Consider the following 23977-nt stretch of genomic DNA (forward strand, 5'->3'; position numbering starts at 1 on the left):
TTCTGCAGGGGTGTCGTGCAGGTTCCGAGTTGAAGTACCGCGGCCCCGAGCCGACTGCTATTACCGATATGGGCCCGAGGTTCGGTGTGGCAATTTGCCTCACCACCCCAGATTCAGCCGGATCGAGGCGGACTCAGCCGGATCGAATCGGATAGAGATGTCCGCTTCTCCGGTAAAACCGCAGGTGAGAAGCCTCACCCATTTAGGTTCGAGTCCCACCCGCCCCACCGCGCGCAGGTCGGAAACCCTTCTGACCTGCGCAAACTTGTTTTCGGCTGCCCGCAGGCGGAACTCTTACCCAACGGAGCCGACTCTGTTGGCTACTTCGGTAGACGTGTGGGGTGTTGCGCGAGGCTCGGCTTCCTCTGCGTATGGCTGTTGTTCCGTCGCGCCGAACTTTGAGCGGTTCTCGTCGAACGTCGAGCGACTGTGCCGCTGCTTATCGGTCTCCCTCGGCCAGCACCTCTCTGGCGGCGACCGCGAAGGCTTCACAGGCATGCTCCGCTGCCTCGCCTCGGGCGAGCATGTCCGCCTTGTCGGCAGCGAAGAAGATCTCCCGAGTCTTCACCTGTATCGCAGCAGCCTGCTCGGCAAGCTGCTGCGCCTCCGGGCCAATGGCAACAAGGCGGAGCCGGAAGACGCTGCTTCGGACCTCGACGTACAGCCGGTACGACTCGGCCCGGGCTGTGACGATCGCTTCGGAGTCGGGAGCCGCGTGCTGGCTGGTCCACCGGTCGTACTGCGCGCGCCGATAGTCCTCCGCCAGGCCAATGAAGCTGGTACACGCGTCGAGCAGCCGCTGGTAGCTTCGCTCGCGGTCAGCATGAGCCGCAGACCGGGCTGCGATCTTCTGCTGGTAGCGGTGCGCGAAGACAGCACCCAGCAGCGTTCCGATGACGGCGATGGCGGCCGCGATAATCCCCGACACAGGCCCAGCCCATCATCGGCAGAACGCGAAGGGCAGAGCGCGAATCGGCCACTACCCATGCCGCTATTTGCTCAGGCTTCAGTGAGAACGCTCAACCCTCCCTGCGACTGATCACTTGTGCCCTGTGACAGCGAACGTCGAGCGCGTGGATTGTGTCGCTCAACCTTCGACAGCATCGACCTTGCTGGTGTTGAAACGACATAGGTCGGGACTACCGGTGGTGGAGCTCTACGACGAGCTGGAGCCGGTGGAGTGGCGGCAGTGCACGGGCCTGGACGACAAGGCCCTTGACCTGCTTGAGAAGGTCGGCGGCGTGTCCCTGGGTGAGGCGAACCTGGATTTCGCCGGCGTGCCATTCATGTTCCTGCCCGCCGAGTTGGAGCGCGCCGGGGCGGCGTTCGACGCGGCCCGCTCCACAGCATGACTCGGCACGCCGCCTTCTTCGACACACTGCTCGATGGCAACGCTGCCGTCGAGTTCGGTGCCCGCACCGCAGCACCGACCTGGTCCTGACCGCTCAATCGGCTTGATGTGTCTCCTGGTTGGCCTGCTTCGCCGTGAAGTCCGTGCGCCACCGTTCGATCAGCGGGGGCAGTTCGCGCAGCATGAAGGAGTAGAAGTCCCTCATCTCCGCCATCCGCTGCCCGGCGGGGGTGGACGGGTCGCCCGCCGCCGCGAGGCCCTGGTCTGCGACCTCTCCCATGGTCGCCAAGAGCTGGTTCTGCTGCGACATGAGCGTTGCCCAGGCGCCATCCGGGAAGCGGTAGTGGTCCCTGCGGCTGCCCGGTGCCGGGACGCGTTCCAGCAGGCCGCTCGGTGCGAGCTGCTTGACCGCGCCGGACACCGCTCCGGAGCTGATCTGAAGCTCGGTGCACAAGTCGGCGGCGGTCAGCGTCTCCTGCTGGCTGAACAGCAGGCAGGTCATCACCCGCGCCGTGGTCTTCTGCATTCCGCCCTGCGCGAGGATCAGCGCCAGCTTCTCCGCCGCGTCCCGTAGCCGCTTGTCGTCGCCCATGCCGACACCCTAGCCGAGCCTCCTCATCATTCAGAGTATTCACAGATCTCTGAAACTTCTGTACGGTTGAGTCCTGAACGTGACCGGCCCTCGCGGCCGGAGGGCGTTGACATCCCCAGTAGTGAGGAACAGCTCATGGTCCAGATCAAGACAGCAGCCGACCTGCACGGGATGTCCGAAGACTCCTGGAGGCGGCACGCCAACCCCTGGAGCGTCTGGACCCGATTCGCCGCCATCCCGGCCTTCGAGCTTGCCGTGTGGAGCCGGGAGTGGCTCGGCTGGTGGTGCATGCCCGGCGTCGTCGCGGTCGCGGTCTGGCTCTGGCTCAACGTGCGCCTGTTCGGTCCCGTGGGTCCCACGAGCTGGGCCGCGAGAGGCATCTACGGCGAGCAGCTCCACGTCGACGGCCAGGTTCCGGCCGAGCACAGGACGATCCTCAACTGGCTGATCGCGACAGGCTTGTTCGGCTTCGCGTTGATCGGCTGGGGCCTTGTCGCCCTCGACATCTGGCCGCTCGTCCTGGGGACGGTCATGGTGGTGCTCGCCCAGCTGTGGCGGATCGACCGCTACGGCCTGCTGTTCCAGTACGTGGGTGACCAGGCACGGGACGGCCGGACACCGGACACCGGACGCCGGACGCCGGACGCCGGACGCCGGACGCCGGACACCGGACACCGCAGCGTGAAGCAGCTCCTCGAACCCTTCCACGGCCCTCAACAGGAAGCACCCTCCGCGGCCCCCACCTGGATAGGGTGACGGCCGTCATGATCCTCACGGAACGTTGGCGTTTCGTTGACGGTCCCTTGGCGTCGAACCTCCATGAAGGGGCGGTGATGTGATGGCGCGCGCGACGCGGGTGTGGCACTCGCTGTTCACGACTCACCCGGCCCGCACCGTCGTCATGGCCTTCGCGCTCGTGACCGTCATCGGTGCCGTGCTGCTCGCCCTGCCGGTCGCCGCCGAGAGCGGGGACGCCACCGGGCTTGTCGCCTCCCTGTTCACCGCCACGTCGGCGGTGTGCGTGACGGGTCTGGCCGTCGTGGACACCGGCACGCACTGGAGCGGGTTCGGTGAGGGCGTGATCCTGGCGCTCATCCAGGTCGGCGGCTTCGGCATCATGACCATGGCGTCGCTCCTCGCCCTGCTGGTCTCCGGCAAGCTGCGCCTGCGTATGCAGCTGACGGCGCAGGCCGAGACGAAGAGCTTCGGCATCGGAGACGTACGACGGGTGCTGCTCGGCGTCGCCGGCTCCACGATGATCGTGGAGCTCACGGTGGGCGCGCTCCTCGCGCTGCGCTTCCGGTTCGGGTACGGCGAGTCCATCGGGGACGCCACCTACCTCGGGTTCTTCCACGCCGTGTCGGCCTTCAACAACGCCGGGTTCGGCCTGCACGCCGACAGCCTCACCCGCTACGCGCAAGACCCGTGGGTCACCCTGCCGATCTCCGCAGCAGTGATCCTCGGCGGCCTCGGCTTCCCCGTACTGCTGGAAGTCCTGCGCCACCGCAACCGGCGTACGAGGACGGGACGCCGCAACTGGACCCTGCACACCAAGCTCACCCTGCTCACCACGGGCGCCCTGCTTCTGATCGGCACCCTGCTCACGTGCCTGATGGAGTGGACCAACAAGGGCACGCTCGGCGCCTTCGACTGGCCCAGCAAGCTCCTCAACGGCTTCTTCCACTCCGCGATGACCCGCACCGCCGGCTTCAACAGCCTGGACATCGGGGCCATGCAGGCGTCGACGCTTCTGGTGAGCTGCATCCTCATGTTCATCGGTGGCGGCAGCGCGGGCACCGCCGGTGGCATCAAGGTCACCACCTTCGCCGTCCTGGCCGCGGCCATCGCCGCCGAGGTACGCGGAGAACCCGATGCCTCGGTCATGGGCCGCAAACTGGCCCCGCACGTCCTGCGCCAGGCGCTCACCGTGGCGCTGCTCGGGGTGGGACTGGTCATGGCGGCGACCCTCGCCCTGCTCAGCATCACCCGATACCCCTTCGAACAGGTCCTCTTCGAAGTCGTCTCCGCCTTCGCCACCGTAGGACTCTCGACCGGAATCACCGCCGACCTGCCCGCCACCGGGCAACTGATCCTGACTCTGCTCATGTTCGTCGGCCGGCTCGGCCCGATCACCCTGGTCTCGGCGCTCGCCCTGCGGGAGCGCACGCGCCGCTACCACCTGCCCGAGGAGCGACCCGTCATTGGCTAACTACCTCCACAACCTGCGCCGACGCCGCCGCAAGCGCCTCGCTCACCAGTACGCGGCCAAGGCCCCGGCCGACCAGCGCGTCGCCGTCATCGGCCTCGGACGCTTCGGCAGCTCGCTGGCCAACGAGCTCACCCAACGCGGCTGGGACGTCCTCGGCATCGACACCGACGACCGGCTCGTGCAGAAGTACAGCGACAACCTCGCCCACGCCGCGGTCGCCGACTGCACCGACCCCGAGGTGCTGCGCCAGCTCGGGGTCCACGAGTTCACCAGCGCGGTCGTCGGGATCGGCACCGACATCGAGGCATCGATCCTGGTCACGTCCAACCTCCTGGAGGCGGAGGTCCCCAACATCTGGGCCAAGGCGATCAGTCGCCAGCACGGCCAGATCCTCGAACGCCTCGGTGCGCACCATGTCGTCCTGCCCGAGTACGAGATGGGCGAGCGCGTAGCCCACCTGGTCACGGGCCGGATGCTGGACTTCATCGAGTTCGACGACGACTTCGCCCTCGTCAAGACCGTCGCCCCCGAACTCGCCACCGGCGTCCCGCTGGGCCGCAGCGAGGTCCGCAGCAAGTACGGCGTCACCGTCGTCGGCATCAAACGCCCCGGCGAGGACTTCACGTACGCCACCGCCGAGACCGTCGTAGAGAAGGGTGACGTCATCATCGTCACCGGGAAGACCCACGCCGTGGAGGCGTTCGCCGACCTCGGCTGAGCACGAGCCGTCAGGCGTCGAGCCGCCACAGTGCGCGGGTCCATGCGATGTCGTAGAGCACCCACGCGAAGTAGATGCCGACGAGAATCAGCGACAGCGGATCTTCGGCGACAACAGCCAGCAGCGCGAGCAACGGGACAGCGAACGCGATCATGCCGACGAAGCCCGCCCGGGGGCTGCGGCGGCCGAAGAAGAGCCCATTCCATGCCTCGTTGCCGACCAGCAGGAACCCCGGGGTGCTGCGCGAGCACTGCCTACGCGGGCTGCGGGACAGCCGGAGGAGGTGTCGCCGTGGCGCATGCTGGCTAAGGGGTCACAGTGTCCACCAATCCGGCCACCAACTGAGGATGTTCCTCGACGACGAGATGACCGGCATCGGCGATCACGTGCAGGTCGGTGCCGACTGCCGTACGGACCGCCGGGGCGAGGATGCGCGGCGGCATGAACGTGTCGTGCTCCCCCACAACGGCCAGACTCTGACGCGGTGTTGAGGGCAGTGGAGCCTTGCCGGGGGACGCACTGGAGCGTGCGTGGCGGGCGATGAGCGTCATCCACTCCACCAGCTCGGCACGCGGCTCGTGGCCCGGCGCGTGCATGGCTCGGAGCAACCTCGCGCTGTGCGCCTCGGTCGGCCGCAAATACCACGTTGCGGATGCAGCAAGCACTTTGGGCGTGACTCGCAGCCTCGTCAGGCCGCCGGGAGAGACGAGGACGAGCCGGTCGACGAGAGGCGACTCGCTCGACAGCGCGATTCCCGCGCCGAGGGAGTGCCCCAACACCGTGACACGCCCGGTATGGAGCTGCTCCAGCGCCTCGCTCAACCAGGCGCCGTACCACGGCAATCCGCCGCGGGGGCATTCCCCGCTGCTGAGGCCGGGCTGTCCTGGTACGTCCAGGAGCACGACCCGGTGGCCCGCCTCGACGAGGGCCGTGGCCAGCGGCAGAGAGGAGGAGGCGTTGAAGTTGGTCCCGGCGACGAACACCACGGTCCCGGGCCCGGAGCCGGCGGACACCGCGTGCGTGGATGCCTCCGCGGCCGCCACCGTCGTCCGCTCGTGCGGAACGGGCCACCGGTCGAGCTGGTCCGCACACCAGCGCCGGACGAGCTGTTGGCCTGCCTCACTGCGATAGATCGAAGCCATCGGGCGAGTATGTCGCGCGGCGCTCTTCGGCAAGACCTGGCTTCGCACCCTCACCGTGGCCGGGGTGCCGGGTGTCGGCCGAGGAGCTCCGCGAGGCCCTGGCGGGTGGCGGCCAGGACGACGCGGTCCTGTGCCTTGAGTACGTAACGGGGGTCGGTGTTCCACACCAGGCCCGGGGCATGCTCGTCGTCCGGGGAGGGTGTGGTTGCCAGGTCGGGCATGCGCTCGACGGGGTCGGTGATGTCGAGGGCGAGGACCCGCCACCGCCCTGGGTGGAACGCCTCGGCGACCGTGCGGCCCTCCAGCTGGGGGTGGCCTGCGACCTGGAGGGCGGCGAAGACCAGGACGCGGCGTTCGACGGGGATGGCGCCGAGGATCTGGCGGCCCATCATGGCTCCGGCGAACGCGGGTGCGGCGAGCGAGGTGACGCTGCGGCTGCGGGTGAGGGCCTGGGGGTGGGCGCTGCGCAGGGTGCGGTAGACGGCGGTGGCGAAGTCGTCGTCGTACAGGCGCAGGGCGACCCGGAGGTCGGTCTTGACCGAGCGGGCGTACAGCGCGGCTTCCAGGTTGGTGGTGTCCGTGCTGGTGAGGGCGAGGAGGGCGTGGGCGCGGTGGATCTTGGCCGCTTCGAGGACGCCTTCGTCGGTGACGTCGCCCAGGACGACGGGTACGCGCAGGCGCCGGGCGAGAGTGATGCCGCGGGCTTCCGGGTCTTCTTCGACGCAGACCACGGGGATGTCGAGTTCGCGCAGCCGGTGCAGTACGCGCGTGCCGATCTTGCCGAGGCCGAGCAGGACGACGTGCCCGGAGAGACCGCGTGGCGGGCGTCGGAGGGCGGAGGCGCTGCGGAAGGTGCCGAGGGCTTCCAGGGCTGCGGCGAGCAGGACGGGCAAGAGCAGTAACCCGGCGAATCCAGCGAGGAGTTGAAGGACCTGTCGGCCGGCTTCCGCGTCGGTCGCGGGGTCGTTGATGGCGAAGAGGTCGAGCAGGGTGATGTAGGCGGCGTGCAGGGGCGGATCGTCGGTGGTGATCCAAGAGGCGACCGCCAGAGCGACCACGCAGGCCATCAGGCCGAGGAGGGACCAGCGCAGCCTGCGGGAGAAGAGCTGGCCGAGGGGCGCGGTTCGGCGGGCCAGGCGGCCCGGTGGCAGCGTCGGTCCGGTGTGGGACACGGTCTCCAGGACGACCGTTCCGCGGCCGGTGGCCATCGTCACAGCGCGGTCGTCGGGGAGGAGTTGAGGGCCCTCGTCACCGCTGTTGTCCGAACCTTCCGCACCCGCTGGGTCGTTGCTGGTGGCGGAGAGCAACGCGAGCGTGCACAGCCCCGGTTCGGGGACCTCGCCACGGCCCGAGGGCATGCGCTCGACGGCCCGCAGCAGGAGCCCGTCGGCCTGAACGACCTTGCTGGTTCCGGCGATCGCGGTGGCCGCGAGGGCCGGTGCCGCGGTGTCGGCGTCCGACAGCACGGTCGTGGAGGCGTCCAGGGTTGCGAGGTCCATGTCGGGTGCGGCGACGACGGCGGCCTGGTCGAGGAGCTCTTCGAGGTGCTGGCCGAGCTTGCGGTTGTAGAGCCTGATCACCAGGCGCAGACGGGGGTTGAGGCGGCGGGCCGCGAGAGCGACGCGGATGTTCGTCTCGTCGTCGTCATGAACGAGCGCGAGCGCCGCGGCATGCCGGGCACCTACTTCCAGCAGCGCGGAACCGCTGAGCTCCGCCGCCTCGACAACGCGCGGCGAGGCAGTGGCTGTTGTCCTGCTACCGCTGACGACGGTACGTCCCATGACGGAAGACGACATGCGGCCGAGCAGCGCGGTGGCTCGGCCCAGGCCGGCCACCGGCTGGGACAGGTTGCCGGCCGAGGGCGGCAGCACCAGGGTCACGCGCTCGCCGTAGACCTCGTGCAGCTCGGTGGCGAGGCGTTCGGCCAGCGCGTCGTCACCGCAGACAATCATGTGGCCTGCGACGGGACTTGACTGAGGTTGGCGCGGGAGTGCTGGCACGGTCACGAAGAGTGCCCGAAGCTGCCGGTTGGTTCCAAGAGGGGCGCCGGAAACGGTGGGGGATGCCCGGACCATGGCTCGTCCGGGCTCGCCGCTGCCGGGTTCCGGAAGTCCCGCGGCCCCTTGGGTGCCTGTCAGCGTCCTGTCAATGCCGCGTATGCAATGTGTAAAGTCCACCGTGGTGTGCCGGGAAGTCTGGTCGGCGGTTCAGGGACAAGTGTCTTTGCCGATCGGGGGCGTACGTCATGGTGCTGGTTGCTGTCTTCGGAGTCGCACTGCTGACAGCGGTGCTGCTGTCCGGGCTCGCCGCCCGTACGGTGCTTTCCACCTCGCTGTTGTTCCTCGTCGGCGGCGCGATCGTCAGCGACGGGTTCCTGGGCCTCATCCACATCACCCCGGACAGCGAGATCGTGTCCGTCACCGCCGATCTCGCCCTGTTCGCCGTCCTGTTCACCGACGGCATGCATGTCTCGTTCCCGAAGCTGCGGGCCAACTGGAAGAACCCGGCCCGTGCGCTGGGTCTCGGCATGCCGCTCGCCTTCATCGGGACGGCGCTCGTCACGCACTACTTGGTGGGTCTGGACTGGACGACGTCGTTCCTGGTCGGGGCTGTGCTGGCGCCGACCGACCCGGTGTTCGCGTCGGCGATCGTGAGCCGCAAGGAAGTGCCGTCCAAGCTGAGGCAGTTGCTGAACGTGGAGTCCGGCATCAACGACGGTCTCGCCCTGCCGGTGGTGCTGATCTTCCTCGCCGCCGCCGGGCCCACCTCGGGGAACGCCCAGACCGACCCGGCCAAGATCGCCCTGGAGCTGTTCCTCGGCCTGGCCTTCGGCATCCTGCTGCCGCTGCTCGTCAACGCCCTCGTACGCTTCCGGCTGCTCGGCGCGGAGCCGAAGCTGCAGCCGCTGCTGCCGCTGGCGATCGGCGTGATCCTCTACGGCCTGTGCCACCTCACCCACGCCAACCCGTATCTGGCGGCCTTCTCCGCGGGCGCGGTCCTCACGGCCGTGTCACCGGAGGCGAAGTCGGCGTTCGAGCCGCTCGGTGAGGCGCTTGCGGAACTCGCCAAGTTCGCGGCCCTGTTGGTGTTCGGCGCGCTGCTGACGCCGCAGCTCTTCGCCGACCTCTCGTTCGGCGGCTACGTCGCGGTAGTCCTGGCCATCGCCCTGATCCGCCCTGCCTCGCTGCTGCTCTCCCTCATCGGTACGCGCTTCGAGCGCCGCGAGAAGCTGGTCGCCGCCTGGTTCGGCCCCAAGGGCTTCGCCTCGGTGGTGTACGGACTGCTCGTCCTGCAGGCCGGGATCCCGCAGGGTCAGGAGGCGTTCACCCTGATCGCGGTCTGCATCGCGGTGTCGATCATCGCCCACAGCAGTACCGACGTACCCATCGCCCGCCTCTTCCACGTCGACGAGCTCGCCGGGATTCCCGGGGGCCGGTGCGAGGTGAGGAGGGAGCCGGTCGAACCCACCGCGGTTCGTGCGGCGTCCGCAGCGCACCGCGAGAAGGACAGCCGTGCAGATGCGTGAGGAGGGTGCACCATGCGTCGCCCACCCGCTCCCCACAGAGCGGCAAAGGGGCCGTTGGAGTCATCTGATCTGCAACTATGTTGCCGAGTACAGGCATGGTGGGGCTCGGTGACGAGTCATAATCTGCGCGACGACGGAGAGGCGTTTCCGTCTGCTCGAAGTCAAAACGCCGTTCTAGCTGGCTCAGAGCGTGCCGCCCGGGACTCGGTGGCACGTGCGTACAAGGGGGATCGTGAGTTCCGAAATGGATGACGTGCGTCCGATATCCGCGCCGAACACAGGCCCGGACCCGCGTGCAGCGCATCACATGCCACCACCCGACGAGCCGTTGGACGTGCAGGATCTACGGTCCGCGCCTGAGGTCGCTGATCCAGGTTTCCAGTTCAACCCGGGTGGCCTGCAACCCATGTCCGCAGCGGAGGCGGAACATGTGAGCACGGTCCGACTCCCACCGCCGGATCGGCCCGCCGACGTGCGTGACCTCGACCCCGCACCGGGCGTGCCCTCTGGTCCTGGTCCTGGTCCTGGTTCCGGTACCGGTGGCCTGCAGCCGATGTCCGCCTCATCAGAGCGCGGGGAGGGCGCGCCGATCGGGGCGGCAGAACGTACGGCGGATGTGCGTGACCGCGATCCCGCTCCGGGCACCGCCGTAGATCCCGGCTTCCACTACAACGGGATCCAGACCATGGCCGGCGGCAGCAGCGGCGGCTCCGGTGGCGTGCAGTCCAACGGCTTCAGCGGAGTGAACGACCCTGCCGCCCTCAACCGCGCCGGTGAGAACGCCAACCAACTCGCCAGTCTGGTGCACTCGAACGGCGATGTCGGCGACGACCCGGAGATCACGGCCGCCGCGGGATCGCTGTGCGGCGACCTGTGGGGCGGCGACCTGGGTGTCGCCCTCTTCGACACCATGGAGACCTGGGACAAGCAGGCCAAGCGCCTCACCCGGATCTGCGCCGACATCGGCGAGAAGTGCATCACGACCGCGCACAACCAGACCCGTACGGAATCGGCGAACGAGGCCGAGATGAACTCCGTTCGCGCAACGATTTCCGACTTCGGGTGACAGGAGAATTCCCGTGAGCACAGTCGCCTACGAGCAGCTCTACCACCTCGACGTCGAATCGATCAGCACCGCCGTCGACCGCTGGAGCGACGTCATCCGCCGCTACCAGGAGTGGGACCAGGCGTACAACGACGGCGTGGTCAAGCCCTTCGACCAGGCCGGCTGGACCAGCATCGACGGAACCTCCGTGTACGCCCAGGTCCAAGTCGCGAACGCCAACAAGGAGTTCAGCGACGCCGTCGTCGAGGCGAAGGGCATCCGAGCCGTCCTGCAGGACGCGTACGACGAGCTGCGCAAGTACAAGACAGACCTGCACCAGCTCACCGCGGACGCCAAGAAGGAAGGCGTCGTCATCAGCGGCACCGGCAAGGTGACGCTGCGCGACCCGGACGAGAAGGGCGACGAACGGCGCGGGCCGGGCGGCGTGCTGCCGTCCGAGAACGAGGAGAAAGTCCTGCGCTGGCAGGCCCGGATCGGCTTCATCCTGGTGGCCGCCACGAACGCGGACCAGTCCGCCGCCATCGCCTTGAAGCGCAACACCGGCAAGGGCGGCGACGAGGGCTTCAACGACAAGACCGTGAAGTCCGTCGACCAGGACGAGTCCCAGCGCGCCACCAGGCTTCTCAACAAGGTCGAGAAGGGCGACGAACTCTCCCGCGCCGAGCTCAAGGAGCTCGAACGCTTGATGAAGCACAACCAGAAGGACCCCGAATTCAGCAAGATGCTGCTCGACAAGGTCGGTCCGGAGAACGCAATCAAGCTCACGAACCAGCTCAACGACCTCGCGTACGACACGGACAAGGGCAACCGGCAGCAGTACACGGGAATTCAGCAGGGCCTCGCCAACGCCATCGCCACCGGCACCCGCGATCCGGACTCGGCCACGTACAAGAAGTGGCGGGCCGGCATGGAAGAGGCCGGAATGAAGCGTTACGAGTGGCAGGGCGAGGAGGTGCGGGGCTATCAGTCCCTGGTCACGCTCATGCAGCACGGAGACGGCTACTCCGAGCGTTTCCTGCACGACCTCGGGGACGACATCATCGCCGCCGAGAAGGCGGACGACGGGGACGACAACTGGGACGTGCACAAGACATTCCTCAACAAACACGAGGAGTACTTCTCCAACGACCCGATGGACGGGCTCCTGCAGGTCATGAGCCGCAACCCCGAAGCCGCTGCCACTTTCCTCGACCCGCAGAACGACCCGAACCCCGACGACGACAAGAAGCAGTCCAACGACAGGCTCGAATACCTGACGCGGGAGCGGGACTGGAATGTCGTCGACGGGAACCCGGCGATGTGCAACCCCCATGACCCCGACAGCATTTTCGGGGACCCCCTCAGGGGCAGCGACATCGAGGACCCGCATACGAGGGAGGGGCTCGCTGCGGCTCTGACCGCCGGGGCCACGGGCATCGACCCCGCGAATTCTGGAGGTGGATACGTCGAGCACTCGGACTCCAACCGCCGCGTGTTCGAAGCCTCGTTGAAGCACCTGTCCGCCGAAGGAAACGACTTCCCGCCACAGCTGCGCACCCCCATGGCTCAGGTCATGGGCAACTGGGGCGACGACGTGCATCAGGCGACCAGCGCGCACAGCGACGGCGAGAGCCCTCTGAAGCGAGGCGAGGTGCTGGAGGTGGCGAAACAGATCTCACGGGACCAGCACGCCTACGGCACACTCCAGGACGGCATCAACCGCGAGATCGTCCATGACATCAACACCAACGAGGGTGGGGCGGAGGAGACCTGGAGGCGGGCCGGAAACACGATCGGCTTTCTCGAAGAGGCTCGTTACCAGGCGCTCAAGATGGACGCCGACGACGAGAAGAGCAAAGCCATGTGGGAGGCCAAATGGGACTACCACACGTGGGGCGGCGTCGTGAACTTCATCCCGCATGCCGGTGATGCCGCGCAGCGCGGCGTGGACGTACTCACGACGAAGTGGCTCGAAGAGGAGAACGCACGCATCGACGCCGGTCTGGCGCGCGACAACATGGCGACCAACGATGGCCGGGAAGGGCGCCTTACCGCCCTGGCCGATCATTGGCGGGCCGAGAACCCCGAGGCGGTCAACGGGGATTCGAGGTACACGACGGTCGACAAGTTCGTCAGTGCGGCGAACGACGGCAACGCGGCAGCCCGCCGGATGGCAGGCAACGGATCATGAGAACTCGGTATCGCGCCACGGCGGCAGTCAGCATGCTCGCACTCATCGTCGGCTGCTCGGGCGACGATTCGGCCCAGAACTACCCCATTCCGAAGAAGATCTGCGGCGTCGAGGCCAAGGAATCCGCCGTAAAGCCCCTGTTGCCGCCAGGCGGCACCCTGGAAGAGCAGAGCCGTGCCGAAGTCGGAGAGACCCGAGATGTCGGCGAGCAGTGCCACGTGTATGTCGACAGGGAGGAGTACGGCAACGCCAAGTACTTGTCGATCAGCCAGGACCGGGAAGCCGAGAAGTCCGATGCTGTCGTCGAAGCCGATCGCGGTCTGCACTACAGGAACCTTGACTCGCTTCAGTTGGGCGGGCCCGTCACCAGCGCCGCCACCGGGGACGAAGGAGCACTGGTCGTGATGCGATGCGAGTCCACTGAGGCCGCCTCCTCGAAGTACCCCTACCTTGTCACCGAAGTCGGGTTGGGCAAGTGGGCGCTGAATCCCGAGGATCCGACGGCCAGGCGTGCACACCTTCAAGCGTTCCTGCGGGACTACATCCCCGCCACAGCGGCCGCCAAGTGCAAGCAGTAGCGGACACGATCAAGAAGGCAGCCACAAAGGCACGAGACGGCGATGCACTGGCGACGACCGTGCCCCTCTCCCACGCTGTGGAAGCGCGGGTCGCCCGATGAACATCCCCGCAGCACCCGGAGACCACAGAAGGTGACGCGTCCACGTGTGACTCCCTGATGTCCGACAAGTCCCTGCAGCGCGCGCTGGGCGGCAGTATCAGGCCGACCATGAGCAGCCCTCCCGCCTACAGGACTGATCCCGCCCAGCACATCGCGGCCAGTTGGCAGCGCGACGCGGTGCGGCAAGTAGAGGCGGGCCGCCCCCAGTTCCCAACGGACGACAGCACGCGGATCGTCGACATCTGGGCCACGGCGAGGACCAAGGAACAGCTGCGGTGCACGAGGGATCCATCCAAGTGCCCGTAGGTCACGTGAGTATCAGCGGACCGGGATCACGAGAATTCATCACGGGAGGGGAATTTGGACAGGGCGGAGCCACGGGGATTGCTCCCGCAGGTCCTGGTGTGGTGCGGTGTTGCTGGCGCGACGGAGTGCATGGCGCTCGGCATGGCGAAGCCCGCGCCGCGGTCGGATGTACTCGCCTGCGTCGCCGTGGGGTGCGTCGGCCTCTTGCTGCGGATCCGCAATGTGCGCCGTGGGCATGCGATGGCGGGACAGGTGCCGCCAGGCACTGGACCTCCGCGTCCGAGCGCCATCCGCCTCTTGGATTCCTGGCCCCTGTCCAAGGACCGATTCCTGACTGTGGCCATCGTGGCGGCCTCGGTCGTGCCCCTCTTCCTGGCAGTGGAGTGGGCCTTTGCCGCTGCTGTTGTCGACAGACCACCCGACGCCGGTGGGGCTGTGTTCCGCTGGGTGTTCGTTGCTGGGGCTATCGTTTTCTGGGCAGCTCTATTCGGCCATGCCAAGGAACGGGAAGGTGCCCAGGCGGCCACCCGTGTCGTAGAGGCATGCCAGGCCGGTGCGGCGCGAGCCGTGCGTGTGGTCGTGGCAGGGGGCGCAGCCGGCACGCACATGCCCCCTCCGTTGCGCGCGCATGTGGACTTCGACCCGGCCAACCTTCGCGGAACTCCGCCGCACCGTCAGATCGCAGATCGTCGGATCCCGCGGCGGGCCGGAGCCCTGAGGCTCAACTCGGGTACGAGGGAAAGAACGCTCTTCCTCGAGTCTCCCGTGGACGCCGAGGCTCTTTCGACTGCACTGGACTCAAGGCAGGGCTGGCTGTACTGGGCCCCGGCCACCACCGTCACCCACGCAGGCTGGACCGCCCCGGCGGTTCTGGCCCTTGACGACGGCCGCTACGTGCGGGGCTGGACCCAAGATGCTCCGGACCCGCTCGTAGCGGACGGTGAGGCCGTAGGAGGTGGAGGCGTCCGCGGATACGTTCAGCAGCTACGTCCTGTCGAACTGGCCGCCCTCCGCAGCCAATCCCTTCGCCGACCCGCAATCATCTTCCACACTGCTGCCCTCGTAGCAGTGTGCTCGGCCTTCGCCGGTTCGTGGAGCACGGCGAAGGAGGGCGCCGCGGGGCCGCTGATGAGCGCGCTGGTCCTCGTGGCGGTCGGGTTCGCCGCCGATGGCATCGCCTACAGAATCCGGCTGAAGAAGTGGGCCAGCCACTTGTCCACCGTTTCTTGCGGTCCTCAAGGAACTACAGCAGCGGGACGTCCGCGCCTGAAAGCTCACGACCCTCTCTTCGGGCTCTTCGGGCGTAGAATTCACGTGCATCCAGGGAGGCGCCATGCGCCGCACCATAGGAATCGGGCCGTTCAGGCTCGGGATCGGCCGCAACCGGAGTTCGGTGGTGGACGGGTCGGTCAGCCGCGATCGGTTTGTCGTTGATGTGGCTGAGGGCTTGATGGGCGTCGGGGTCCCCTTCAGGAGCGGGTGCAGCGCCTTGGGGTTCCGGGTCACAGTCACCGACATGGAAACCGGCCGTCGGCAGTATGTCTCCGAGAACTACACCCACGACCTCGCGTACGCAGACGGCGAAAAGTACATCACCAAACTGGTCAACGGCAGGAAGAGCGTGAAGTAGGCCTGGTGAGTCAGAGGTGTGGCTGCCGTGCCGCCTTCTCGTCGGTGGGGCCGGAATCCCGGCGGGCTCTGCGGCGGTGGAGCATCAGAGCAGTGAGCAGCAGCAGAGCGAGCACTACCGTGATCCACGGCACGCCGATGCTGTTCAGGCCCTCCGCCAGCCACCGTTGCGCGGTTCCCGCCGCGTCGATCACGGGGTCGGCGACGCTGCCTCCGCGCAACACACGGATCTCGTACCAGCCGTAGTAGGCCACATACGCGCCGACAAGGAGCAGCAGGCAGCCTCCGAGACGGGAGGCGACAGCGCCGAGGCGGCGGAGCCCGCCTACTCGTGCGGTGCGGGTCAGCGCCACAGTGAGGGCGGCGGCGCCGACGATCACGCCCATGCCGGCCGCGTACGCCCCGAACAGCACCACCCCCTCGGCTGTGGATCCACTGCGGAACGCGGAGACCACGATGGCCAGGAACGGGGCGATGGTGCAGCCCAGCGAGGCGATGGCGTAGGCGGCGCCGAAGAGGGCCATGGAGGGGAGAGAGCGGGTGACCGCGGGGGCGCGGCGGAGTTTGGGCAGAAGGGTAGGCAGGCTGCGTCCGGCGAGGAGCCAGGCGCCGACTAGGGCGAGCAGCGTGCCGAAGCCGATGGTGAACCAGGGCAGATGCTGCTGGACCTGACCCGCGACCGGGGCGACGGCCAGGCCGAACAGAGCGAATACGGCGGTGAACCCGGCCGTCATGGCGGCGGTCGCGGCCAGGGCGCGGCCGACGGCTGCGGTACGGGTGGGCGAGTCGTCGCCCAGGACAAGGATCGACAGGTAGGCGGGCAGCAGGGCGAATCCGCACGGGTTGACGGCGGCGAGCATGCCCGCCGAGAGGGCGAGGGCCAGGGGCAGGTCGGACATGGCGGTTCAGTCGGCGAGCCGGTCGACCTTGTCGGCGAGCCCCTTGCCTTCTGGGAGCACACCGCGGTAGACGGTCTTGCCGTTCTTGTCGAGGATGACGTAGACGCTCTGTTCGGTGATCTCGAACCGCTTCCAGATCTCACCCGCCTCGTCGGACAGGTGGGGGAAGGTGCCGGTCCTGGTTTCGGATACGAAGTCCTTCATGGCGGCGTTCTTGTCGAGGCCCGCGACACCGATGACGTTGGCCTTGCCCGTGTAGTCGGCGGCGACCTTCGCGGTCTCGGTGGCCTGTGCGCGGCATTTCGGGCACCAGGGCGCCCAGAACCACAGCACGGTGGGCTTGCCCGCGAGGGTCCTGGCGTCGAAGGGCTTGCCGTCCACGGTCCTGCCGGTGAACTTCAACGCCTCGGGCACCTCCGTGCCAGCGCCTGTCTCCGCGCTGTCGGAGGGGGCGGTCTGCCGCGCGGGGGACGACGCCTTCGACGGCGCGGCAGCCTCGTCGCCGGAGGAGCCGGAGCCGTCCTGCGTTCCGCATCCGGTGGCGGTGAGCAGGGCGGCGGCCAGGATGGCCGGGAGGAGGGTGCGGGCACGCATGGCGGACTCCTGTGTGTCGGGACGGTGTGACTGTAGATCCACCAGGCCCGGCAGGTGAGTGGTGTGTGGCCTTACGGTTCGGTGACGTCAGCCTGCGGCGTCCTTGAGCCTGGCCGTGTCGAGGACGGTGATGCGGCCGCGGGCGAGGCGGAGCAGCCCTTGGTCGGCGTAGTCGTGCAGCACCTTGGTGCAGGTTTCGCGGGAGGTGCCGGCGAGGGCGGCAAGCTGCTCGTGAGTGAGGGCGATCTGCGGGTGGCGTCCGCCGGGCCGCAGGAGGCTCGCCGGGGGCTGCGCGGTCGCGAGGGTGTCGAGGGTGGTGGCGACGCGTTGCGCGACGGTCTTGAAGACGCTGTCGGACAGGCGCTGTTCGAGGTCGGCGAGTCGGCGGCCGAGGATGGCGGTGATACGGGCGGCGATCCGGGCGTCGGTCAGCAGCAGGCGGTTCACGTCGGCGCGGCTCATCACGCAGACGGTGACGTCGTCGAGAGCTTCGGCATAGCTGTCGTACATGTGCTGCCCGAGCAGGAGCATCTCGCCGAAGATCGTGCCCGGGGCGATGATCGCGGTGGTGAGCGCCCGGCCGTCGGCGGAGACGCGGAAGATGCGGACCCTGCCTTCCTTGAGGATGAACAGCACCTCGCTGGGCTGGGCGGGCGAGTAGAGGATCTCGCCGGCGTTGTAGGTCTTCATCGGCGCGGCGGTGGCGATGGCCGCCATCTCCCGCTCGGAAAGGTCGCAGAAGATGTCGACCTCGGCCATGCACCAGGCCCCGTGCGCGTCCCCGGCGTCGTCCGTACCGGCGTCGATCATTGCGTACGTCTCCTCGCGTCGTCCCGGTGCCCAAGGTGAGGGCGCGGTGCCCCACGCCGGGTCGGCCAGCGCATCGGCACTGTCGGCCAGACAGTAGGGCACCGCCGTGCCGTCGTCGCCCATTCGGCGCGGTGGTGCTCCCGGCCGTCGACCACGGGGGCCGGGCATTGACGCGGACGGCCGAGGGCTCATTACCCGGCCGGGCCCGTACGCTGCTTGCCCGCCTGCTGGGCGATCACCGCGAACGTCACTCCGGCGAGCAGCCCGAACACCAGGTGGGCCCCGAGGCTGGAGCTGGTGACCTCGTTCCAGTCGAACACCGGCATGCCCATGTTCGCGGGCATGATCCACAGTGCGCCGACGCACCACCACACCGCGCCATAGACGAGACCGAGGACGACGGCGGGCGCGAGGCGTCGGGCGAACTGGCCGAGCAGAGCGCCGAAGGTGATGCCCGCGAAGGTGGCGATGGACAGGTGTATCAGCCAGCCGACGAAGGCGTTGGCCGAGCCGAGGAGGCCGGCGACCATGGTGATCATCGCGGTGTCCATCATCGGCCTCGACACCGACATCCAGATGCCCATCCCGACCCCGCCGACCAGTCCGGCCGCGCCACCCCATGCCGCATGGACCGGGAGGGCGGCTGTGCTCGGGGATACCTGCATGGTGGTTGCCATGGTGAGCCCCTCTTCCCGTTCGGTGGTGTCTGTTTCCGCCTTGACGCTATGACCGTTGGGTGGGGCAGGTATGTGAGGGGGCTTACGTACCCGGCGGTAGATCATCCCGTCGCGACTTCACGGCGGTCAGCAGCGCATAGCCGAGCGTGCCGTCGGCAACCGCTGTGCGTGCCGCGTTCAGGACGGCTGGGGCCGCGTCCAGGTTCAGTCCCGCGTCGGCGAGTCTGGCCGGGGCGGTGATGCGCAGCAGGTTCAGCCTTGCCTCGATCTGGTCGACCATCCGGAGCATGGCCCGGTCGTGGCGTTCGGTGGTGATGACGCGCAGGCCCGCACCGGCCAGGATGTCGGCGTACTCGTCGAGCGGGCGGGCGTCGGCGACGCAGGCGATACGCGCACCCAACCCGCCCAGCTCCGGTGGAAGTCTCTCCGGGACCGCGGTGACGTCGGTGATGCCGACCCGCCCACCGGGGCGCAGCACGCGGGCGAACTCGGCGGCGGCCTGCGCCTTGGCAGGGAACGTACACATCGCGCATTCGCACACCACCGCGTCGAACACGCCGTGTGCGTAGGGCAGATGCTCCGCGTCTCCCGTGACGAACACGGCCCGCCCCGCGAGTCCCGCGGCCTGGGCCGCTCCTCGGGCGAGAGCCGTGTTGGCGGCGGAGTAGTCGACGCCCTCGGCCCGGACGCCGTAAGCAGCGGCGAGCATGAGCGCGGTGGTGCCCCGGCCGGAGGCCACATCCAGCACGCGGCTGTCCGGGGCGAGCCCCAGCCCGCCTGCGAGGCGGCGGGTGAGGGCCGTGCCGCCGGGGTGGTAGGAGTCGCCGAGCAGCAGGGCGACGACATCCCTCGCGTAGGCGTCGGCGCAGCAGGCTTTGACGTCTTCGCGGTCCGTGCTCACCGGACGTCCCCTTCCGTACGGGCCGCTTTCGAGCCGTACGGCGTCGTGGTGAGCCGGTCCGCGAGCGGCAGGGCGTTCGGAACGACCTGTGCGACGGGCACGCCGGACATCTGGGACCGGATCTGTTCGCGGTAGCCGACAGAGTTGTAGGCGCAGAACGGAATGAGGCGCCCGTCGGGCGTGATCTCCTCGACGCAGCACTTCATCAGCTGCTTGACGTTGAGTGTGTAAGGGTCCTGGAAGTCCTGCACCACGACCATGAACGCCTTGTCGTTCAAGTCCTTGACGGCGGAGGGGAGATCGATGCCGCAGGAATCCGCGCAGTCCAGGGCCTCGGCGGTCGCCCGCAGCTTCTCCTCGGTCGTCGCGGTACCCATGAACGCGGAAGCCGACCACAGCTTCTCCAGGGCCTCGCGGACGCCGGGATCGGGCAGGACGCGGTTGGTGACGTAGTCGAGGTAGTCCTCGACGTTCAGCAGCCGTGGGATGGGGACCACGGTCCGGTTGCCGGGCTCGCCGTCGACCAGGAGGTAGGTGACCGACCGGCAGGTGGGGAAGCAGCAGGGGACGGGGAAGAAGTCGCCCTTCTGAAACCACTCCGGGCGCTGACTGCTGATCAGTTCGATGACGTCGGGGTTGGTGAGCCGGTTCAGCGGGTCGAACTGCACATGCCGCCCCGAGTGGGTGACGGGCTGGAAGACCACCGAGCGTACGGCGGGGTGGTCGATGCCGTACTCGATGATGGCGCCGACTTCGTGCTCGTTCAGGTCGCGCTCGACGGCCGCCACGAGGGTGACGGTCAGTCCGGCCTCGGCACAGTTGTCCAACGCGCGCTGCTTGAACGTCCGCAGGTCCCGACCCCGGATCTCCCGGTGGGTGCGCTCGTCGAAGCCGTCGAACTGGAGGTAGACGTTCACCGACCTGTCCGGCACCTGGTCGCGCGTGCCCAGTTCGGCGACGAAGGCCCGGTCGGTGGCGAGGCGGATGCCGTTGGTGTTGAGACTGACGTTCCTGATGGGCCGGGCCTGCGCGAGGTCGATGAAATCCAGGATGTGCCGGTGGATGGTGGGCTCGCCGCCGGAGAACATCACCACCTCCGCTTCGCCCTCGGACTCCACGAACACGTCCAGCATCCGTGCGCACTGCTCATGCGTGATCGAGTAGCCTCCCCCACTCTCGGCTTCGCTCGAGCGGGGGGACCCCCATCTCTGGTGGCCGGAGTCGGCGAAGCAGATCGGGCAGTCCAAGTTGCAGCCGGTGTTGACCTCGATGATCCCCAGGCAGGCGTGCTGCTTGTGCTCCGGGCACAGTCCGCAGTCGCTCGGGCAACCGTCCCGCACGTCGGTCTGGAAGGTGAGGGGAAGGGTGCCGGGCTTGTTGAAGCGGGCCGACGACAGGTACTCCTCGGCGTCGCCGTACACGAGCGCCTCGAACTGCCCGTGCGCTGTGCAGCGTTTGCGCAGGTACACCTTGTTCTCGCGGATGTTGACCTGGGCGTCGACGGGCGTCTTGCACACGGGGCAGATCGACTTGGTGAACTCTACGAAGACCTCATCGCGGTCCACCTTGCGCCCCGGCGTGGATGCCTGGGTCATCTCAGTCCTCCCATCGGTCTCGGCCGGGTTCCGCGACCCGGTCGGCGGTTCGCACGGTCCTGGCGGTGCCGTGGCGTATCACCTGGTACGCGGATGAGCAGTCCGGCGTAGAACAGCAGGAGTGCGTCCTCGACCAGCACGAACCAGCTCAGGCTCTGGGCCAGGTAGATCCCGAAGCAGCCGCAGTTGGCGACAGCGAGCCCGCGTGCGTACGCCTGTGCTGCCAGCAGCGCCCACACCACGGCGACGGCGGTGAACACCCATACCGGCGCCATCGTGCGGGACCGTGGGCGAGCCAGAAACCACACCCCGCACACCAGCTCGCCCGCGACCAGTGCCACGGCGAGCGCCGTCGCACCCGAGCCGGCGACCAGCCCGTACCCGGCCAGAATCCCGGGCATCTGCCGAAAGGACGCAATCTGCCCGGCCGCCATCGCGACGCACAGCGCGCCCAGCACGATCCGCAGCACCATGAACCCGACGCTAGGCCCGCGGCGCTGCCGGCGACTGTAAGCGCGCTCACCGAAGAGCAACCTGCCGCGCCTGCGGCAACCTGGTCCGGATCATGAACAGCAGGTTCGCCGTTCGGCCTCCTTCGCCACCAAGGCCAGCGACGCCGCGACAGTCTCCTCCCAGCGTCCGGCCACCACATGCCCCCAGCGCTGCCCGAGCGCCCACAGGTCGGTGCCGAGCTCTCCCTCATAGACCAGGCGGGTCCCCGCGGCGTGCTCGGTCAAGGTGAAGGACTCGACGACGTGCGGTACCGGGCCGCGCACCAGGCGGAAGTCGATGCGCTCGGGTCGGAGGAACCGGACCGTCTCCACGGTGACGGCCTTCCGTCCGCCGCCGACAGGCGTGTAGTGGGCGGCGAGCACCATGTCACTCCCGCGTTCCAGAACCCGCACCTTCTCCCGCATCGTCCGCGTCGTCCGCCCCAGGTACGGCTGGGCAATCACGTCGAAGACGACATCCCGGGGAGCCGCCAAGTCCACCGTCTGCGGCCCGAGCCGCCGGACGCGCCGACCCACCCCCAGGTCGACAGGCAGCGCACCGGAGACCAGACCCGCGTAGCTGCCCGCGGCAACGGCTGCGGCGCCCGCAGTCCACGCTGCCGCTCGGGCAAGGCGGCGGCCGGTCACGAAGCGGCCTCCGCCTGGTTGCCATCGACTGTCCATACTCCTCCTCCGCGCCGGAACCTGGACATTCCCGGGTTGTGATGACGCTATGCATGAGCAGCGGCGGTCCGGCCGATCTCCGGAGCCGTATGTCTTCCTGTGCACCGGCGCCGCGCGCTGCGAATCGCCAGATCAACGCATTCCCTTCTCCGTGATGCGCTCCGTCTAGCATTCTCGTCTCGACGACAGGAGTTGCTCATGATGCCTTCGCGCCGTGTGCTCGTCCGTTCCCTGGTCGCACTCCCCGCCGCATTCCTCGCCGTACGCCATTCCCGTCACGGGGCTGTGCCGGACAAGGGCAGTGGTACGAGCCTTGACTTCGACGAGTGGTACCGGGGGCGCCGGATCCAAGTGGTCGCCGGATCCGGTGGTGTTCCGCAGCTGCTCATCGATCGACGGCCACTGCATCTCATGCGCTGCGCCGATGGGGGATACGTCACTCCGATCGACCACTATCAGTCCTGCCCTACGCCGGTCTCCGCTGCCCGTGCGGCAGTTGACGTGCTGGGATCCGCCCGGCTGAGCCGCTATGCCGCGGCGCACGGCGGCGGTGCGGAAGGGGGCACGCATGGTGTACACGCGTAAGGACGTGCGCGATCTGAGCAGGACCGAGCGCCGAAGGTTCGTCAACGCCGTACTGGATCTCAAACGGTCCGGGGAATACGACGAATTCGTCCGCGTGCACATCGACTACTACGTGTCCGACGGTGAAGACCGCCTCCGGCTCGCACATATGGCGCCGACCTTCCTGCCCTGGCACCGGAAGTTCCTGCTCGAATTCGAGCGCGCGCTGCGCAGGATCGACTCGTCGGTGACCGTGCCGTACTGGAATTGGACCCGGGACCGCAGGCCGTCCGCGGGCGTGTGGAATTCCGACTTCATGGGCGGCAGCGGACGCCGGCGCGACCTCCAGGTCATGAGCGGGCCTTTCGCCTACTCCGAGGGGCGCTGGCGCGTGCGCTACTCCATGACCGAGGACCGTTTTCTGGCCCGGGACCTGGGCCGCCCCCGAGATCCTCTGTCACTGCCCACCAAGGCCCAGTTGGACCGTGTGATGCGGGAGAAGACGTACGACGTCGCGCCCTGGAACTCCACGAGCCGGTCCGGATTCCGCAACGCGCTGGAGGGCTGGGGGCCGGGGCGCGGCGACACCCGATTCCTGATCCATAACCGTGTGCACCGGTGGGTCGGAGGGCTCATGCTCGGGGGCGCCTCGGTGAACGACCCGATCTTCTGGCTGCACCACTCGTACGTCGACCTTCTCTGGTCCCGCTGGCAGCAGCGCAATCCCCGGGCGGGGTACGAGCCGAGCAGCCCCCCTCCGCCAGGTGATCCGCAGTTTCGGCGGGTGGCGGCACGGGGCGAGCCCATGGGGCCCTGGGGTGTGGAACCCGAGCGGATGCTCGATCACCGCCGGATCTACCGGTACCAATGACAAAGTCCCCTCGGCCCGCGGGCCGAGGGGACTTCGCGGTACGGAGGCTCAGCGGCCGACGGCCTTGGCGTGGTCGCCGTAGCCGTTGCCGCCGCCGTTCTTGCCGCCGGACTCGTTGATGCAGGTGTTGCCGAAGGCGGGGTTGAGCACGGCGATCACGTTGACGGTGTTGCCGCACAGGTTGATCGGCACGTGGATCGGGACCTGGGCCAGGTTGCCGGAGGCGACACCGGGCGAACCGACAGCCGCGCCCGACGCGCCCGAGTCGGCGACGGCAATGCCGGCCCCGCTCAGGGCGACGGCACCCGTACCGGCGAGGACGGCGACAGCCTTCGCGATGCGAGACATCAAGTACTCCTTGGACAGTGAATTGGCCGTGGGGAAGACGGCCACGCGTCTCGTCCAACGGCGCGACGGCACCGTAGACACGGCAAGGGGGTCAAGTGGGATCTTCAGTCCGCAACGGACAGATCGTGCGAGGACTCGCCCTAGGGCGTTCGGAT

25 protein-coding genes are annotated in these 23977 nt (G+C 68.2%); 11 read left to right on the plus strand and 14 right to left on the minus strand.

Annotated elements, in window-relative coordinates; all coding sequences use genetic code 11:
- Nucleotides 1-439: 439 nt before the first annotated feature.
- Nucleotides 440-928: a hypothetical protein gene (locus QIT00_RS29890; RefSeq protein ID WP_282538559.1), complete on the minus strand. Its 489-nt coding sequence runs from the start codon at nucleotides 926-928 to the stop codon at nucleotides 440-442.
- A gap of 217 nt (nucleotides 929-1145) precedes the next feature.
- Here QIT00_RS29890 and QIT00_RS29895 point away from each other — a divergent pair, with 217 nt between their 5' ends.
- Nucleotides 1146-1352: a hypothetical protein gene (locus tag QIT00_RS29895; protein ID WP_282538560.1), complete on the plus strand. Its 207-nt coding sequence runs from the start codon at nucleotides 1146-1148 to the stop codon at nucleotides 1350-1352.
- A 93-nt stretch (nucleotides 1353-1445) separates the two neighbouring features.
- Here QIT00_RS29895 and QIT00_RS29900 read toward each other — a convergent pair whose 3' ends face one another.
- Nucleotides 1446-1943 (minus strand): GbsR/MarR family transcriptional regulator, encoded by a 498-nt coding sequence (locus QIT00_RS29900; protein ID WP_282538561.1) that lies wholly within the window; start codon nucleotides 1941-1943, stop codon nucleotides 1446-1448.
- A 135-nt stretch (nucleotides 1944-2078) separates the two neighbouring features.
- Here QIT00_RS29900 and QIT00_RS29905 point away from each other — a divergent pair, with 135 nt between their 5' ends.
- From QIT00_RS29905 to QIT00_RS29915, 3 genes are all read left to right on the plus strand, one after another.
- Complete coding sequence (locus QIT00_RS29905; protein ID WP_282538562.1) at nucleotides 2079-2699, plus strand: DUF6653 family protein; 621 nt, start codon at nucleotides 2079-2081, stop codon at nucleotides 2697-2699.
- Between the two features lie 82 nt (nucleotides 2700-2781).
- Nucleotides 2782-4152: a TrkH family potassium uptake protein gene (locus tag QIT00_RS29910; protein WP_282538563.1), complete on the plus strand. Its 1371-nt coding sequence runs from the start codon at nucleotides 2782-2784 to the stop codon at nucleotides 4150-4152.
- Nucleotides 4145-4870 (plus strand): potassium channel family protein, encoded by a 726-nt coding sequence (locus tag QIT00_RS29915; protein WP_282538564.1) that lies wholly within the window; start codon nucleotides 4145-4147, stop codon nucleotides 4868-4870. The genes QIT00_RS29910 and QIT00_RS29915 overlap by 8 nt, the downstream gene beginning before the upstream one ends.
- 10 nt (nucleotides 4871-4880) lie before the next feature.
- On the opposite strand, the gene QIT00_RS29920 is transcribed toward QIT00_RS29915, so the two are convergent.
- The 3 genes from QIT00_RS29920 to QIT00_RS29930 are packed head-to-tail and all read right to left on the minus strand — an operon-like array spanning nucleotide 4881 to nucleotide 7964.
- Nucleotides 4881-5144, minus strand: coding sequence for a tryptophan-rich sensory protein (locus tag QIT00_RS29920; RefSeq protein WP_349017214.1), 264 nt, complete (start codon nucleotides 5142-5144; stop codon nucleotides 4881-4883).
- A 31-nt stretch (nucleotides 5145-5175) separates the two neighbouring features.
- Entirely contained in the window at nucleotides 5176-6012 is an 837-nt protein-coding gene (locus tag QIT00_RS29925) for an alpha/beta fold hydrolase (RefSeq protein WP_282538565.1), read from the minus strand.
- A 50-nt stretch (nucleotides 6013-6062) separates the two neighbouring features.
- Nucleotides 6063-7964 carry a potassium channel family protein gene (locus QIT00_RS29930; RefSeq protein ID WP_282538566.1) on the minus strand — a complete coding sequence of 634 codons (1902 nt, stop codon included), beginning with the start codon at nucleotides 7962-7964 and terminating at the stop codon, nucleotides 6063-6065.
- Between the two features lie 293 nt (nucleotides 7965-8257).
- On the opposite strand from QIT00_RS29930, the gene QIT00_RS29935 reads away from it, so the two are divergent.
- The 5 genes from QIT00_RS29935 to QIT00_RS29955 all read left to right on the plus strand — a co-directional run bounded on the left by QIT00_RS29935 (nucleotide 8258) and on the right by QIT00_RS29955 (nucleotide 15389).
- Nucleotides 8258-9538: a cation:proton antiporter gene (locus QIT00_RS29935; RefSeq protein ID WP_282538567.1), complete on the plus strand. Its 1281-nt coding sequence runs from the start codon at nucleotides 8258-8260 to the stop codon at nucleotides 9536-9538.
- Nucleotides 9539-10091: 553 nt separating this feature from the next.
- Complete coding sequence (locus QIT00_RS29940) at nucleotides 10092-10604, plus strand: hypothetical protein (protein ID WP_282538568.1); 513 nt, start codon at nucleotides 10092-10094, stop codon at nucleotides 10602-10604.
- Nucleotides 10605-10617: 13 nt separating this feature from the next.
- Nucleotides 10618-12774 carry a DUF6571 family protein gene (locus QIT00_RS29945; RefSeq protein WP_282538569.1) on the plus strand — a complete coding sequence of 719 codons (2157 nt, stop codon included), beginning with the start codon at nucleotides 10618-10620 and terminating at the stop codon, nucleotides 12772-12774.
- Nucleotides 12775-12806: 32 nt separating this feature from the next.
- Nucleotides 12807-13352, plus strand: a complete 546-nt coding sequence (locus tag QIT00_RS29950) for a hypothetical protein (RefSeq protein WP_282538570.1) — start codon at nucleotides 12807-12809, stop codon at nucleotides 13350-13352.
- Between the two features lie 1740 nt (nucleotides 13353-15092).
- Nucleotides 15093-15389: a hypothetical protein gene (locus QIT00_RS29955; protein WP_282538571.1), complete on the plus strand. Its 297-nt coding sequence runs from the start codon at nucleotides 15093-15095 to the stop codon at nucleotides 15387-15389.
- Between the two features lie 10 nt (nucleotides 15390-15399).
- Here the strand turns inward: QIT00_RS29955 and QIT00_RS29960 are convergent, their stop codons facing one another.
- From QIT00_RS29960 to QIT00_RS29995, 8 genes are all read right to left on the minus strand, one after another.
- The gene (locus tag QIT00_RS29960; RefSeq protein ID WP_282538572.1) at nucleotides 15400-16287 is read right to left on the minus strand and encodes a cytochrome c biogenesis CcdA family protein; all 888 of its coding nucleotides are present in this window, start codon (nucleotides 16285-16287) and stop codon (nucleotides 15400-15402) included.
- Nucleotides 16288-16293: 6 nt separating this feature from the next.
- Nucleotides 16294-16881 carry a redoxin family protein gene (locus QIT00_RS29965; RefSeq protein WP_282538573.1) on the minus strand — a complete coding sequence of 196 codons (588 nt, stop codon included), beginning with the start codon at nucleotides 16879-16881 and terminating at the stop codon, nucleotides 16294-16296.
- Nucleotides 16882-16968: 87 nt separating this feature from the next.
- Nucleotides 16969-17691 carry a Crp/Fnr family transcriptional regulator gene (locus QIT00_RS29970; protein ID WP_282538574.1) on the minus strand — a complete coding sequence of 241 codons (723 nt, stop codon included), beginning with the start codon at nucleotides 17689-17691 and terminating at the stop codon, nucleotides 16969-16971.
- Between the two features lie 191 nt (nucleotides 17692-17882).
- Entirely contained in the window at nucleotides 17883-18368 is a 486-nt protein-coding gene (locus QIT00_RS29975; protein WP_282538575.1) for a hypothetical protein, read from the minus strand.
- An 82-nt stretch (nucleotides 18369-18450) separates the two neighbouring features.
- A complete protein-coding gene (locus tag QIT00_RS29980; RefSeq protein WP_282538576.1) occupies nucleotides 18451-19269 on the minus strand; it encodes a class I SAM-dependent methyltransferase in 819 nt (272 codons plus the stop codon).
- Nucleotides 19266-20864, minus strand: a complete 1599-nt coding sequence (locus QIT00_RS29985; protein ID WP_282538577.1) for a radical SAM protein — start codon at nucleotides 20862-20864, stop codon at nucleotides 19266-19268. The genes QIT00_RS29980 and QIT00_RS29985 overlap by 4 nt, the downstream gene beginning before the upstream one ends.
- Complete coding sequence (locus QIT00_RS29990) at nucleotides 20861-21337, minus strand: MauE/DoxX family redox-associated membrane protein (protein WP_282538578.1); 477 nt, start codon at nucleotides 21335-21337, stop codon at nucleotides 20861-20863. Before QIT00_RS29990 ends, QIT00_RS29985 begins: the two co-directional genes overlap by 4 nt.
- Nucleotides 21338-21427: 90 nt before the next feature.
- On the minus strand, nucleotides 21428-22003 hold the full coding sequence (locus QIT00_RS29995) for an SRPBCC family protein (protein ID WP_282538579.1): 576 nt from the start codon (nucleotides 22001-22003) through the stop codon (nucleotides 21428-21430).
- 237 nt (nucleotides 22004-22240) lie between these two features.
- On the opposite strand from QIT00_RS29995, the gene QIT00_RS30000 reads away from it, so the two are divergent.
- A complete protein-coding gene (locus QIT00_RS30000) occupies nucleotides 22241-22624 on the plus strand; it encodes a tyrosinase family oxidase copper chaperone (RefSeq protein ID WP_282538595.1) in 384 nt (127 codons plus the stop codon).
- Nucleotides 22608-23474 (plus strand): tyrosinase family protein, encoded by an 867-nt coding sequence (locus QIT00_RS30005; RefSeq protein ID WP_282538580.1) that lies wholly within the window; start codon nucleotides 22608-22610, stop codon nucleotides 23472-23474. Before QIT00_RS30000 ends, QIT00_RS30005 begins: the two co-directional genes overlap by 17 nt.
- Before the next feature lie 48 nt (nucleotides 23475-23522).
- On the opposite strand, the gene QIT00_RS30010 is transcribed toward QIT00_RS30005, so the two are convergent.
- Nucleotides 23523-23822, minus strand: a complete 300-nt coding sequence (locus tag QIT00_RS30010; RefSeq protein ID WP_282538581.1) for a chaplin — start codon at nucleotides 23820-23822, stop codon at nucleotides 23523-23525.
- Nucleotides 23823-23977 lie beyond the last annotated feature (155 nt).

This window comes from Streptomyces luteolus, from assembly GCF_029968015.1.
In the GTDB taxonomy this organism is placed as follows: Bacteria; Actinomycetota; Actinomycetes; order Streptomycetales; family Streptomycetaceae; genus Streptomyces; species Streptomyces luteolus.